The organism is Parapedobacter sp. ISTM3 (assembly GCF_016533505.1).
Taxonomy (GTDB): Bacteria; Bacteroidota; Bacteroidia; order Sphingobacteriales; family Sphingobacteriaceae; genus Parapedobacter; species Parapedobacter luteus.
Genome location: NZ_JAENGN010000009.1, coordinates 97,563 through 111,583, shown reverse-complemented (window position 1 = coordinate 111,583; position 14,021 = coordinate 97,563). Strand labels below are relative to the sequence as shown.

Annotated in this window: 7 protein-coding genes; 2 read left to right on the top strand and 5 right to left on the bottom strand. The window is 51.7% G+C overall.

The features are described from left to right. Positions 1-210: 210 nt before the first annotated feature. A complete protein-coding gene (locus JHJ32_RS13650) occupies positions 211-2,943 on the top strand; it encodes an outer membrane beta-barrel protein (protein WP_200121310.1) in 2,733 nt (910 codons plus the stop codon). Between the two features lie 34 nt (positions 2,944-2,977). Here JHJ32_RS13650 and JHJ32_RS13645 read toward each other — a convergent pair whose 3' ends face one another. Next, complete coding sequence (locus JHJ32_RS13645) at positions 2,978-4,384, bottom strand: DUF3748 domain-containing protein (protein WP_233632654.1); 1,407 nt, start codon at positions 4,382-4,384, stop codon at positions 2,978-2,980. A 234-nt stretch (positions 4,385-4,618) separates the two neighbouring features. On the opposite strand from JHJ32_RS13645, the gene JHJ32_RS13640 reads away from it, so the two are divergent. Beyond that, complete coding sequence (locus JHJ32_RS13640; RefSeq protein WP_233632653.1) at positions 4,619-6,229, top strand: M20/M25/M40 family metallo-hydrolase; 1,611 nt, start codon at positions 4,619-4,621, stop codon at positions 6,227-6,229. 68 nt (positions 6,230-6,297) lie between these two features. On the opposite strand, the gene JHJ32_RS13635 is transcribed toward JHJ32_RS13640, so the two are convergent. From JHJ32_RS13635 to JHJ32_RS13620, 4 genes are all read right to left on the bottom strand, one after another. Continuing rightward, complete coding sequence (locus JHJ32_RS13635; protein WP_200121309.1) at positions 6,298-7,614, bottom strand: acetylxylan esterase; 1,317 nt, start codon at positions 7,612-7,614, stop codon at positions 6,298-6,300. 97 nt (positions 7,615-7,711) lie between these two features. Next, positions 7,712-9,400, bottom strand: coding sequence for a SusD/RagB family nutrient-binding outer membrane lipoprotein (locus tag JHJ32_RS13630; RefSeq protein ID WP_200121308.1), 1,689 nt, complete (start codon positions 9,398-9,400; stop codon positions 7,712-7,714). A 36-nt stretch (positions 9,401-9,436) separates the two neighbouring features. Next, on the bottom strand, positions 9,437-12,769 hold the full coding sequence (locus JHJ32_RS13625; RefSeq protein ID WP_200121307.1) for a SusC/RagA family TonB-linked outer membrane protein: 3,333 nt from the start codon (positions 12,767-12,769) through the stop codon (positions 9,437-9,439). Between the two features lie 103 nt (positions 12,770-12,872). Further along, positions 12,873-13,985 carry an acyltransferase family protein gene (locus JHJ32_RS13620; protein ID WP_079717765.1) on the bottom strand — a complete coding sequence of 371 codons (1,113 nt, stop codon included), beginning with the start codon at positions 13,983-13,985 and terminating at the stop codon, positions 12,873-12,875. Between the last annotated feature and the right edge of the window lie 36 nt (positions 13,986-14,021).

Below are 14,021 nucleotides of genomic sequence, written 5' to 3'. Positions count from 1 at the left end.
GAAGCACAGACCGTTCTAACCTAATAGCGCAAAACTAACCATCGGATGACAGTTGCGCCGTTTTCATATATGCCGTTTTCATATATACGGTAAGTTAACAGTTATTTTACATAACGAACGCGTGACAAGGCGGGCTTGACGGCCGATTCAGCCGACGACGGTCTGATATTTGTGCGGTTGCGCCCAGATACTAAAACAATACTTTCATTAATGAAATATTTACTTTATGCCGTGCTGTCATGCTTATATCTGCAGTCAGCCATGGCCCAGCAGCACACCCTCAAAGGGCAAGTACGCTCTGCCAGTGACAGCATTCCGTTCCCTAATGCAACGATATCCTTACTTCACGCGCCGGACTCACTCGTTATCCGGCAGACGGTGACCTATTCGGACGGTACGTTTGAGCTGGAAGAGGTGGAAGACGGAGAATACGTCCTCCGCGTACAATACCTCGGTTATGAAAACACAGAACAGCCACTGGAAATCAACGATGATATCAATATCGGCACCTTATACCTCCGTGAAGGATCGCGGTTCCTTGACGAAATAACCATCACCAGACGGCCTCCGGTAGGCAAGCAGCGCGGTGACACGACCGAATTCAACGCCGCTGCATTCCAGACGATGAAAGATGCCTCCGCGCAGAACCTCATCGAGAAAATGCCGGGCATGGCCAGTGAAGATGGCAACCTTCAGGCACAGGGTGAAAATATCGCGCAGATCCTGGTGGATGGTAAGCCGTTTTTCGGGACCGACGTCAAAGCGGCGTTACAGAACCTACCCGCCGAGATTATCCAGAGCATCCAGGTGTTTGACAAACTAAGCGACGAGGCCGAGGCCAGCGGGTTTGATGACGGCGAACGCCTGAAAACCATCAATATTGTCACCAAGCCCAATAGCCGCAAAGGGCTCTTTGGCAAATCGTCCGCCGGGTACGGCGACAGCGAAAGGTATATGGCAGGAGCCAGCGTAAACGCCTTCAATGAGGGCCAGCGGCTCACCATTACTGGGCTGACCAATAACATCAACGCGGTAGACTTTTCGGCAGACGCAAACAGCCAGGGCGAGGTACGCCCACAGAATGGCATCATCAACACCAACCGCATCGGGTTGAACTACACCGACAACTGGGGCGAAAAGATAGCAATCAACGCCAGCTACTTATTCAATCATCGCAAAAACTTCGGCGAATCTTCGCTTTTCCGCGAATACGTGCTTCCGGACAGTGATGGGCAACGTTATACCGAATCGAGCACGAATATTCGCCGGAACGCAGCCCACCGGTTCAATATGCGGTTCGAATACCAAATCGACAGCAATAACCGCATCCTTTTCCGGCCAAACTTCTCTGCCCAAAATGACAAGGAAAACAGCTTTTTCACCGGAAATACCTTAGCAGACCCGGGTCCGATAAACCAAACTGAAAACCGCCGCCTGGCCGACAACTCGGATATTGACTTCAATAGCCGGCTGTTGTACACCCGCCGATTCGCAAAGCGCGGGCGGAGCATGCGATTGGGACTGGTGACAGGCAATCACAAAAATGATGATGACGCCGACAGACAGGCAGAAAATGTATTTTTTGACCCCGCTGAGCGCGTCGAGAACATCAGCCAGCAAATTGTGCGCACGCGCAAAGGATTTGACTGGCAAGCCAATGCGGCCTATACAGAACCGCTTGGCAAGCATGGCATGGTCGAACTGGAGTATCAAATCGGTACACGCAAAGACGACTCGGACCAACTGACGTACGATACAGACGATTGGGGAAACCGCGTGCGACTGGACACCGTACTCAGTAATACCTTCGACAGTAAATACCTGACCCAGGAAGCCGAGTTAGGCTATCAATATTCCTTGGACAGACTCCGCATTCAGGTCGAAGCGGAGTTTCAGCATGCCCAGCTCAAAAACGACCAAGCATTCCCGGTGCCATTCGCATTACAGCGCACGTTCCGGGCCGTAATGCCTTCGGTAAGGTTAGACTATAAAATCACAGACGCTAAAAACCTGGAATTTGATTACGACGCACGCACCAACGCCCCAAGCGTCGGGGACTTGCAAGCGGTTATCGACAATTCGAACCCCCTGCACCTCCGTACCGGAAATCCAAACCTGGACCAATCGTATAGCAACCGGTTCAACCTCCGTTACCGGAGTTACAATCCGAAGACCGAGCGGAGTTTCTTTGCCATGGTACGGTCTACCGTCACCTCCAACAATGTGGTCACCAATACGACTATCGCAGAAGCACCTATTGAGCTGGCAGAAGGTATTGTGCTCGAACGGGGCTCCCAACTCACTCGTCCGGTCAACCTGGATGGTTACTGGGATTTGCGATCATTTTTCCACTACGGTTTGCCTATACGTTTTTTACCAACCAATTTCAATCTGCATGGCGGTATCTCCTACACCCACAGACCGGGGATGATCAATGATCAAATAAATGCTGTAAACACGACCCGCTATAATGGAGGCATTTCGTTAAGCAGCAATATCAGCGACCGGATTGATTTCAACATTTGGACCCGATCGTCGTACAATACCGTCCAGAATTCCCTGCGTCCTACGCTCGACAACAATTTTTTCAATCAGACGACCCGCATCAATTTTAATTGGATCCTCTGGCAGAACCTGATCTACCGGCTGGACGTCAACCACCAGCTTAATACGGGATTGTCAGAAGGCTATGACAACAGCATTTTTCTGGCCAACATGTCCATCGGGAAGAAACTGCTCAGAAACGAACGAGCCGAAGTCAGCCTGAATGTATATGACCTTTTCGGGCAGAACAACAACATCCGGCGTGATATCACGGAGACGTATATCCAGGATTCGCAGTCCAATGTATTGCAGCGGTACGTTATGCTTAGCTTTACCTACAATATTAGGTACTTTGGCAAAGGGACAACCATGGAGGACTACGAGAACATGTATAATTGATGAAAACAAACCGGGTGGGTGCGCATGCTGATGCTTAATAAACCGATGGCTCCTGAAAGGTGAGTAGAAAGATCTGCAAAAACCGCCCATCCCCTTCGCCTACATACCGGTTGTATGCAATGGTGCTCCCATCGGGCGACCAGTTCGGTGCACCAACGGGCTTATCCGCATCTTCAAACCGCGCTGTGAGGCGATGCGTATCGCCGGTAGCCAGTTCGGTGATGAATAGGCTATTGTCCGCCGTATAGGCTACCCATCGTCCATCCGGGTCGCTGTTAAATGGCCCCTGTACCGGAAAGGGATTGGCCGTAAGTTGCCGCGGCTCGCCACCATTGGGCGACACGCCGAACAATTGCACGATGCCTCGGTGATCGTTTGCCAAGTAGAGAATCATTTCGCCATCTGGTGTCGTCCGGAGCCAATGCCGGGGGCCTTCTATGCCCGCTACAGAAAAGGTGATCCGCCGCTGGATTACACCAACGGGTACACAGGGGCGCGTAGTGGCGGTACCCGCCAGCGGCTGCCCATCGGCCTCCTCCGTCAGATCATCCGGCAAATCCGCCACAAAAACCTCCGTGACCGCCCGGCCTTCGGCGTTGCGTACCTTGCCCTGGAAAGCGATAGCGCGGCGCTGCCGCTTGCCATCCGGCTTGAGGTAGCCATGTGTACCAATCCAGCATTCGTCAAAAGCCCGTTCTATTTCATCAGTTCCCCGTGTAGGGCATTCCGTCACCGCTGTCACGACCACAGCAAAATATTCCCCGCTGTTGTTTTCCAAAGATCCATCGTCCGGTACGGCCACCCTCCCGGGCACCATCACACCTACCATGCGCAGATCGCTTACGGCTGAATCCGTTTGAGCCAATTGCTCCATCACATGGTCATTGTATGTAAAGCTAATCCACTGTCCATCACCGCTCCACGTATGCGCATGTGTGCCCCCGCGTAATGCCCCTTTCGTAAATGGCGGTATAATGTTCCGGGCATCCATAAACACCGGTTGTCCGGGCAGATCTATATCGATGGCGACTCCCGTACGGCGTGTCATGCTGTATGGCCGGGAAGCATCCGCATTCCGGATTCCATGGATGAATAGCACCCGATCGGCCACGGGTGACCATGTCGCGGCTCCCACCCCCGGACCATCGGGCGACTGGTTTGGCGTTTGATACAGCGTACGCGTTTCTCCAGTGTGCACGTTGACCATCGCTATGCGACCCGTACGGCCTATTTGGGTATCATCATTTCGCGTATCAAAAACAATCCATTGGCCGTCCTTAGAAAATACTTGCGTATTGTGGATGGTATGCCCCTGCGGGGCATTGGTAAGCTGTATTTCGTTTACGTTCATCGGCTTTTCTTCTATACGGCAAGCCATCAGGCTACAGCCCAGCGCCAATGTCCCTAGTCCGTAGGCTATGACCGCCGGTAGTGGGCTCATAACTGTTTGCTTGAGGTTTTGAAAACAACGTAAAAGTAATCCACCCGTCACAATGCTTCTTGTACAATATTGGTACAAGTATATAGCATATTGGCTTTAGCATATCGCAAAACAACGCAAAGATTCAACAATCTTCGTAAAATTTCTGCCATACAATCGTTTTTTCAAACTATTTTCGTTAGAATCGTCCGTTTTTTAAACGCAAAAGTGCTTATTAACCCAAAACAAAATGACATGGTACATGTGAACTTTTTACGAAAACCCCTTCCCTCAGCTAAGCCGGTAGCGCTGTCCCTGCTGTTGGGGCTCTCCGGTTTGACCACTGCATCCGCACAACCGCAATGGATGATGCAGGAGCAAAAGCTCGAACCGATCGTAGAGCAGATCGTAGCCGAAGCCAATAACAATTCACAACTGGAACAGCTTGCTCACGAACTGCTGGACGTGGTAGGACCGCGATTGGTAGGCACTCCGCAGATGAAAAATGCGCACGATTGGGCGGTTGACAAATACAAGGGGTGGGGCATTGAAGCCCGTTATGAAGAATTTGGCGAATGGCGGGGATGGGACCGCGGCATTTCGCACATCGATATGGTCTACCCACGTGTAAAGACACTGGCAGGCACCCAATTGGCATGGAGTCCCACTACCGGCGGCAAGGCGGTAGAAGGAGAAGTCATTACATTGCCCGATGTACGGGATTCCGTGGCCTTCAAAGCCTGGCTACCCAATGTAAAGGGTAAATACGTATTGATATCCATGCCGCAGCCTACCGGACGGCCCGACCACAACTGGGAACAATTCGGGCGTCCCGAGTCCATTGAAAAGATGAAGAAAGAACGCGATTCGTTGACAGCAGCCTGGAACCAGAAGATTCAGGCAACGGGCGTTTCAGCCAACTCACTTCCACGCATACTGGAAGATGCCGGAGCCGCAGGAATCCTTTCCAGCTATTGGTCGCGTGAGTTTGGTTCCAACAAAATTTTCGGATCGCGCACCACCAAAGTGCCTTCATTGGACATCTCCCTGGAGGATTATGGTATTTTATACCGGCTTGCCGAAAATGGTCATAAGCCGCGCATCAAGGTGGAAACGGACTCCAAGGATCTGGGAACCGTACCGACGTTCAATACCATTGCCGAAATCAAAGGTACCGAGAAACCCGATGAATACGTCATCCTCTCCGCACACTTTGATTCCTGGGAAGGCGGATCGGGTGCTACCGACAATGGGACAGGGACGATAACGATGATGGAAGTAGCCCGCATCTTGAAAAAAGTGTACCCCAATCCCAAACGGACCATCCTGATCGGGCATTGGGGGAGCGAAGAGCAAGGGCTGAACGGCTCAAGGGCATTTGTGCTTGACCATCCGGATATCGTGGAAAAGACGCAAGCAGTATTTAATCAGGACAACGGTACCGGCCGCGTGGCCAATCTGAACGGGTCAGGATTCTTACATGCCTATGATTTCATGGGCCGGTGGATGGCAGCTGCCCCCCGCGACATCACCCGGGATATTCAAACCGATTATCCAGGATCTCCGGGAGGTGGCGGCTCCGACCATGCTTCCTTTGTTGCTGCAGGAATACCAGCCTTCATGATGAGTTCATTATCCTGGGGGTATAGTACCATCACGTGGCACACCAATCTGGACACGTATGACAAGCTGATTTTTGACGATCTGAAATCCAACGTCATCCTTATTGCGACGCTTGCTTACAAAGCTAGTGAAGAACCGGAATTGGTCAATCGGGAAAAACGCGTGCTTCCCCCCGGCAGGGATGGGCAGCCGCAGCAATGGCCAACCATCCGCCAACCCAGGCGTACAGGCGTCGGCTATTAATCCAAAGCCCACGTGAGATTCACGTGGGCTTTGTTGCTTATAGACCGTTGGCTTTCGACCGAGGACAACTATGGTTGCAGCTTTGCCAACAACCACTCCTGAATTTTCGTTTGCTGTTCAGGGAATGTCCAATGCCCCGTTTCTTGCACAAGGAAAAGTTCTTTAGGTGCATCGATTTGGTTGTAAGCCGCATAATAGGAGGTCGGAGGGCAGGTCTCGTCATTATAGCCCCACGTATAAAATCCGGGCACATTGACCGCACGGGCAAAGTTGACCACATCGTAATACGCGGACACGGCTATCTTCTCATCTTTTGCCATAAATTTGGCATTTGCTTCGTTGAACATATGCGGCCAGCCCCCTGCCCGCCCGTGAAGATAGCCGGTCAAGTCGCACAGGGCCGGATACAATGATACCAGGTAATCCACCCGGTTGTCCAGCGCCGCCGTGACGATGGATAAGGCGCCGCCTTGACTGCCGCCCCATACAGCCAGCGTATTTCCGTCGAATTCAGGCAATGAATACAGATAATCGATAGCCCTTATACAGCCCAAGTAAACCCGTTTGTAATAATACTGGTCGCGATCATCCATATTGAAAAACTGATAATTTTTCAATGATGCCGCGCGCAGGTCGTCATACAATCCTGCCTCATAAATCACGGGTATGCCATGTATGCCGATTTGCAAGGTGATAACGCCTTTTTCAGCCAAATCCACGATGCCAGCATAAGGTCGGATACCCGCTCCCGGCACCTGCAATACCGCGGGATACTTTCCTGCAGCCTTGGGCTTGGCCAGTATGCCATAAAGACGTGCGCCGGTCTCGAAATTCTGGATATTCACATGGTATACATCGGCTTTCGCAGTACTGCGCTCAGGAAGCAGCGTCAGCTTGGCGTCCAAAGGTACTTTGGCCGCTTCGGCCTTTGCACCGTTCCAGAAATCCCAGAAGTCGTCCGGCAGTTGCTGTGTAGGCTGAATACTTTCCGGGGCCACTGCTGCCGTGGCAATGCCACGGTATTCCACACCGTCCACGGTAATGCGTGCCTCGCAGCGCAGGAAGCCCGGTTCATCCAGCTTAAGCGCTTTACCGACTGCCGCCGTACCGGTCTTCAATGTGGCCTTTCCCGATTGCAACGGCGTCATCTTTTCCAAACCGATGGAGTAGGTCACTTCAGCATGCTCCATCAGGGCTTGATGCCTGAGCACCGTCACAAAAAAGTTTACCTCTTCGCCTACCGCATAAGTCCAATCAGGCCTTTCCGGAGAAACAACCACTTGGATAAGTTGATTGGAACGCGACTGCGCAAAAACGCCCAGTGAATGGGACAAAAGGCTGCAAACCAATGCAACCGTTCGAATGAAGGATAGTCTATTCATCATTACAGGATAAGCTTAATAATCGTTCCCGCGAATATGCATATTTTATTGACGCGCGACAATGTGATAAGCAATATTCCTATCTTCACCAAGCAATCGGTTACCAGGGTTTCCCCGTGCCTTGCACTATCCACGGCTTTGACCATTGGCTGTTCGCCCCCCTATCCTGTGATAGGGGCTCCAGCCGGCCTAAAGCTTCCTGAAGATTCGCGGTGTTGTTATTCAGCTCATTTTCACCGTAGATAAAACGCAACGGCATGTAGCGTTCCTGTGCAGCCTGGCCCGGCGTCAAATTTGGCAATCCTGTCCGCCTGTAATCAAACCACGATTCGGTGGCGGCCGCGAAACTTGCAATCCACTTTTGTTCCATGATGCGCGCAAGCGTGCCATCATAGGCAACACCGGGTTGTGCAATGAATGCATCATACGTGTTATCAGCTTCCCAAGCTTTCAGCGACTCCAGCACACCGTTGTTGTAATGCGTCTCCGCGTCACCCACAGACCAACCTTTTAATGCCGCTTCGGCCAAGATGAAGGCAGTCTCAGCGGCCGACATCAACCGCATGGTGAGTACGCCGCCCGTACGTTCCCTAAAGATTGGCGCGAGCTGCGACACATGTTGATTTTCGACGGTTTGCCCCGGAGTGGGGTTGTAATTATAGGTATCAGGAGCATTGAGCCCCGGCGGTATACCCACATATTCCCGTGTATCCAACACAGCTGTCGTAAACGTGTTGGGGTTAAAGTGTCGTGTGAAGGTATTGCCATTGGCAATTTCCTGCCTATACTGGACATCCGTCAATGACACGATATTGGTCAGTACGCCGTTTCTCCTGATATACGGATCCACGGGCACAGTGAGCGAAGGATCGGCTACCCAACGGCAATACACGGGCTGGAACCAAACTGGCACCCTCGGATCGTTGTTGGCCAACATGATATCAAGCAATGTGCTGCATGGCTTGCGCCGCCGGAAATCGGTATCGTCCGACGTAAATCCTCCCGCCGTAGGCCAGGAGTTGTCGCGGTCGGTGCCCAGGAAATCATGAGTAGCGTCATCCGCCGCATCTTGGATATAGATGCCTGTTTGATAAACGCTTTCTATTCCTTGTCGCGCCACCTCGGGGAGCTTCTCGGAAATGCGCATGTAATACCGCAGCAAGAGCGAATTGGCGAAACGGTGCCATTTTTCAGCATCTCCCCCGTAGAAGAGATCATATTCGGCGATGATACCGTTCGTATTCCTTTGTGCAAAAATATTGGTTGCTGCTTTGAGATCTTCGATGATCCCCAGGTAAATAACTTCCTGGCTATCGTATTTCGGATGGGTAATGGCGTCTGCGCTCCCCGCCTTTAAGGCCTCCGTGTAAGGGGCATCCCCCCATAAGTCGGTAATCACTCCAAACAGGAACGCCCGCATGGTCAATCCAATTCCAGCGTGGAACGGCCAGCCCAGCTCTTCGGCACGTCGGAGGATCAATTCGTTTGTCCGCAGCGGCCCGTACCATCCCCCCCAGTTTTCCGGTGCCCACTGGTAATGGTTATAGCCGGCGAACCAGCCATCTTCCTGCATATGCTGCATCACCCCGCCGACCGTTCCAAATCCAAGTCGTAAATAGCCCTTGGCGGCTTGAGACAATACGGGGGCAAGCATCAAATTCGGGTTTGCCGAATTCGGGGCAACCGCGTTTGGATTTTCATTAAGTTCGACCAACCGGTCTTTACACGAGAAGCTCAGCATGAGCAGCATACTCACGATGATCTTATATAGTTTACTACCCTTGTTCATGGTGTTTTTTTTAGTCTTGTTTTTACGTTATCCAAATTAAAACGTGACATCCAGTTTAAACCCTACCGGCATGGTCATGGGCATGATATTCTGCAGCTCTATGCCTTGGCGATACATCGTTGAGGTGTTTCCCTGCACACCGGATTGCGCTTGGAACGCCCGTTCGGGATCGATGCCAATCTTGGCCGCGGTCCATAAGACGATGTTTCTCGAAAACACGGAAACCCGCGCATTGCGCAAGCCCCAAAGTTTGGGAATGTCGTATCCAAGGGTTACTTCCCGCAATTTAATGAATGACGCATCAAAGGTAACGGCTTGATTGTAGCTCCAGGGGAACAAGTTAGACACCGGATAGATAACCGTACCTGGGCCACCAAGGTGCTCTCGGTATGTACCGTCGCCATTGGCAATCACACCGGGGATGAACGCACCGTCATAAGCCTGGTTAGGACTGCCGAAATTGTCATTAAGATAACCACCTGTCGATTGCTCATATCCGCCTACCCGCGGGAAATGTCCGTTTCTTGGTATGATATACCGCTCGGGATCCGACCTTAGCATGGCCGCCAAATCAGCCTCGTCATACAAGCCACCCGGTATCAGTTCGCGCATTTGTCTGGCAGACTTCCAGTCGGAGCCGCCATACCGGTACGTAAATGACATAAACTGTCCGCCATGGCGCCAGTCGAAACTAAGGCCGAGCGAGAACCGCTTGTATTGCAGGGTGGTCTGCAGCCCCACCTGAAAATCAGGATTGTAGTTTCCGACGAGCATCCGCGAATCCGGATCGTTGACCGGAATATACTCACCCCGTTCAGTAAGAATCGGCCATCGGTAATAAGGCGAACTGGGGTCATCGACAAATGCATAGCCCCTGCTATACAGGTTACCCAGCCGTTCACCTTCCCGGGCAAAGGAACCGCCGCCGTTATCTGACCACATGGTCAGGATGGGGAAGCCTTCGGTAAGCTCCTCCACGATAGTACGGTTACGGTAAAAATTAGCATTAACGTCCCATGTCCACGAGCTGTTCTGAATGGGTGTGCCGCCAAGGCTCAGTTCCCACCCTTTGCTTACGATGAGTCCGGCATTGACAAACGTACTGGAAAAGCCCGACGATTCAGGCAGTGGAATGGGCAGCTGCTGGTTCTTATTGCCTACGTTATAATAGGTTCCCTCAAAGCGCAGCCGATTATTATAAAGGTTCAAATCCACGCCAAACTCGGCAGATGTCGCTATTTCCGGCTTTAGGGTTGGATTGCGCAAATCAGCAGGTACCGAAGATGTAATCAGGTTGCCATATAAGCCTGTACCCAGCATTTGATGTATTTGGTAAGCACCAGGTGCATTGCCTACCTGTGCCCAGCCGGCCCGGAATTTGAGCAATGAAACGGTTTTCGGCAAATTGAAAGTCTCATTAGCCAGCCAGCTCAAGGAAGCAGATGGATAAAAGAAAGACAGGCCATCTTCGGGCAGCGAGCTGGCCCAGTCATTGCGCGCCGTCAAATCCAAATACAGCATCCCACGATAGCCAATGGATCCCATGGCATACAGGCTGTAAATTGCCCTGTCCGAGGTACCGTTGGAGTACTGGAGCTGATTGGCCGGCACGTTACTTATCCGGTACAGCCCGGGGATGGTCAATGCAGCACCGCCCATATACGCGTCGCGATAGGTCTGGCGCATGTAATTGCCCCCGCCCGAAAAACTTAGATCCACATCCGCAAGTGCTTTGCGATACGTTACCAGGAAGTCGGTATTCAATTCCGCACTGGCGATATCCTGAAGGTAGTACCCTCCCTGTGCGGCCCGGGAATAACTTTTGGGCATTTTAGTCTCTCGGTTTTCATTCGATTTGTCCAACGCTACCCGTCCGAATGCCGAAAATTCGGGAGAAATGTTCCAATCCAGCTTGATATTTCCATAAACGCGATCCCGCACAAAACCATTATTAAGTTCATACGCAAGGAAATAAGGATTGTCCGTATTGTTGTGTACCGACCGCTGTTGGATGTCCTCCTGGCCTTGCTGCCAATAGTCTCTGAGTTCGAGAATGTTGACATGCGGATAAGCCATCACCGCATCTAATGGATTGGCGGTACGGTTGGCTGTGGTTGGCCTGTTATCCGAATTGGATCGCGCAAGGTTGATGTTCGTGCTCAATTTTAATTTGCTATTCAGCTCATAGGCCAGCACAGCCGACAACGAATTGCGTTGCAGGTTGGAATTGGGTATCATACCGCCGTGGCTCATGTTATTGAACGAAAGGCGGTATGAACTGCGCTCTCCGCCGCCACTGACCGACAGGTTGTTTGTCGATGTTATCCCGGTACGCAGAAAGTTCTTCATATTGTCCTTATACGAACGGAGCTCAGTAGGGATTGGCACACCGTTTTCATCCAGAGGACTATTCCATTGCACAGCGGTGATGCCGCGATCCAATGGGAGTCCGGTCCAGTAGGCCGAACCCTCGTCAAGCAAATTGCCCCTATTCCCCGAAGCGTACATATAATGGAAGTCCAGGAATTTAACTGGCTGCTCAAACACGTTGCTCGTTGAAAAATTTACCGTAGTACGTTCACCCTTCCTTCCGGATTTTGTGGTAATCAACACAACACCGTTACCGGCACGCGAACCGTACAATGCCGCTGCACTTGGCCCCTTTAATACCGAGATGCTTTCAATATCATCCGGATTGATGTCGGAGATCGCATTTCCGTAGTCCACGATGTTGCGGTCGCCCATCTGCCGTTGGTTATTCAGTCCGCTGGACACGGGCACACCGTCAATGACAAACAGTGGTTGGTTGTCCGTCGTCAGGGAGTTGGCTCCCCGGATAATCATGCTGACCGACGAGCCGGGCCCACTCGTTTCGTTCAACGTGACACCAGGAAGCTTGGCAGATAGTCCCCCGAAAATATTCTCCTGGGCAACCTTGACCATGTCCTCGCCTTGCACTACGCCCACACTGTACCCCAAGGATTTCTTCTCCCGCTCGATACCGAGCGCCGTCACTACGACCTCGCCGAGCATCTCTTCCAATGGCACGAGCGAAACGTCCACCACCTGCCGGTTGTTTACGGCAACTTCTTGCTGTTGGTAGCCAACCGACGTAAACACCAGCACCGGATTGTCTCCCGAAACGTTGATCGTGTATCTGCCGCTGGCGTCGGTAGCAGCCCGGGTATCCGCACCTTTGACCGCTACGCTAACCCCCTCGACGAGGGCGCCGTCGGTGCTGGTCCTTACAACACCCGACACAGCCCTGCTTTGCTGCTGGGCATTGGCAATGCCTTGCAACATGCAGGCCGAAAGCAAAATGCACAGCATATTTGCCCATTTCATCTTGAATGTAAAACGTTGTTTCATTGTCATCTCATTTTAGGAAGTAGCATATTTTTTCGATTATGGTTGTTGTTTTCTTACCGTGATGTTATTGACCAAAGGTGTCGTCATTGCCTCCAGATCCTTTTTAAATTTTAATGAAGATTTTCCTCCGATAGAGCAGATAAACGAGTATGTAGCACAACGCACATATCCCCAAAGCCCATAGCAGTGATGCCATTTGAGGCCAATTCGCCCCTTCCACCACGCTGCCGACATACCAGCTATTCAATGGCATCAGCAAATCCGGCAATATGCTGCCTATCACGTAAGCCACGATGGCGTTACTCCCGAAGACCACACCAACCTTAGCCCATGCCGCGTGTCCCTGCACCTCAATGACAAAAAACAAAGACGCCAGCACCATCGATGCCAACCCGGATGTGTACAGCACATATGAACTTGTCCAAAGGTTTTTGTTGATTGGAAACCCCCATCCCCATATTGAACCAAGGGCAAAGGCACATAACCCGGCAATATAGAGCCAGATCACCTTTCGCTCCTGTGACATGGCCGTGGCCGCAATAAGCCTGCCGGCAAGCATCCCGGAAATTCCCGATGCAATAGCCGGTACCGTACTCAATACGCCTTCCGGATCCCACGTACCCTGCCACATTTTGCCCGGTACCAGCGCGCTGTCTACCCAAGCGGCAAGATTTTTACCGGGTTCCAGCAAACCCGTACCCACACCGGGAACAGGAATACATACCATCGCTATCCAGTAAAGCAGCAACGCCGCGGCACCGACGACGGCCTGCTGCTTCCAGTTGGTATACCAAAACAACACCGCGCACACCAAAAACACAATGGCAATACGCTGTAATACCCCAGGTATACGTATTTCCGAAAAATTGAAATCAGGGAACAAGCTCAGGAATATACCAATGACGAAAATGAGAAAGGCACGCCGGAACGTTTTCCCAAGTACCTTGCCGGTAGCGACACCCGCTGCTTTGAGCTTCCCGTACGACAAGGCAATGGAGATACCCACAATAAAAATAAAAAAGGGAAAGACATAATCCGTAGGTGTAATACCGTGCCAGGAAGCATGCAGCAAAGGCGGGTACACATGCTCCCAGCTTGCCGGGCTATTTACCACAATCATCCCCGCCACGGTAAAGCCTCGGAAAGCATCCAGCGAAACCAAGCGTCTTGTTGATTTCCCCTGCCCCGGCGTTTCGGTGTTTTTATTTTCAGCCATAAATCGACATTACGAGTTTACATGCACTTACTGCAT

Bases quoted from the DNA above. Each gene is read 5' to 3' on its own strand.
- JHJ32_RS13625 (WP_200121307.1), bottom strand. From the start codon at position 12,769: ATGAAACAACGTTTTACATTCAAGATGAAATGGGCAAATATGCTGTGC.
- JHJ32_RS13620 (WP_079717765.1), bottom strand. From the start codon at position 13,985: ATGGCTGAAAATAAAAACACCGAAACGCCGGGGCAGGGGAAATCAACA.
- JHJ32_RS13630 (WP_200121308.1), bottom strand. From the start codon at position 9,400: ATGAACAAGGGTAGTAAACTATATAAGATCATCGTGAGTATGCTGCTC.
- JHJ32_RS13635 (WP_200121309.1), bottom strand. From the start codon at position 7,614: ATGATGAATAGACTATCCTTCATTCGAACGGTTGCATTGGTTTGCAGC.
- JHJ32_RS13645 (WP_233632654.1), bottom strand. From the start codon at position 4,384: ATGAGCCCACTACCGGCGGTCATAGCCTACGGACTAGGGACATTGGCG.
- JHJ32_RS13650 (WP_200121310.1), top strand. From the start codon at position 211: ATGAAATATTTACTTTATGCCGTGCTGTCATGCTTATATCTGCAGTCA.
- JHJ32_RS13640 (WP_233632653.1), top strand. From the start codon at position 4,619: ATGGTACATGTGAACTTTTTACGAAAACCCCTTCCCTCAGCTAAGCCG.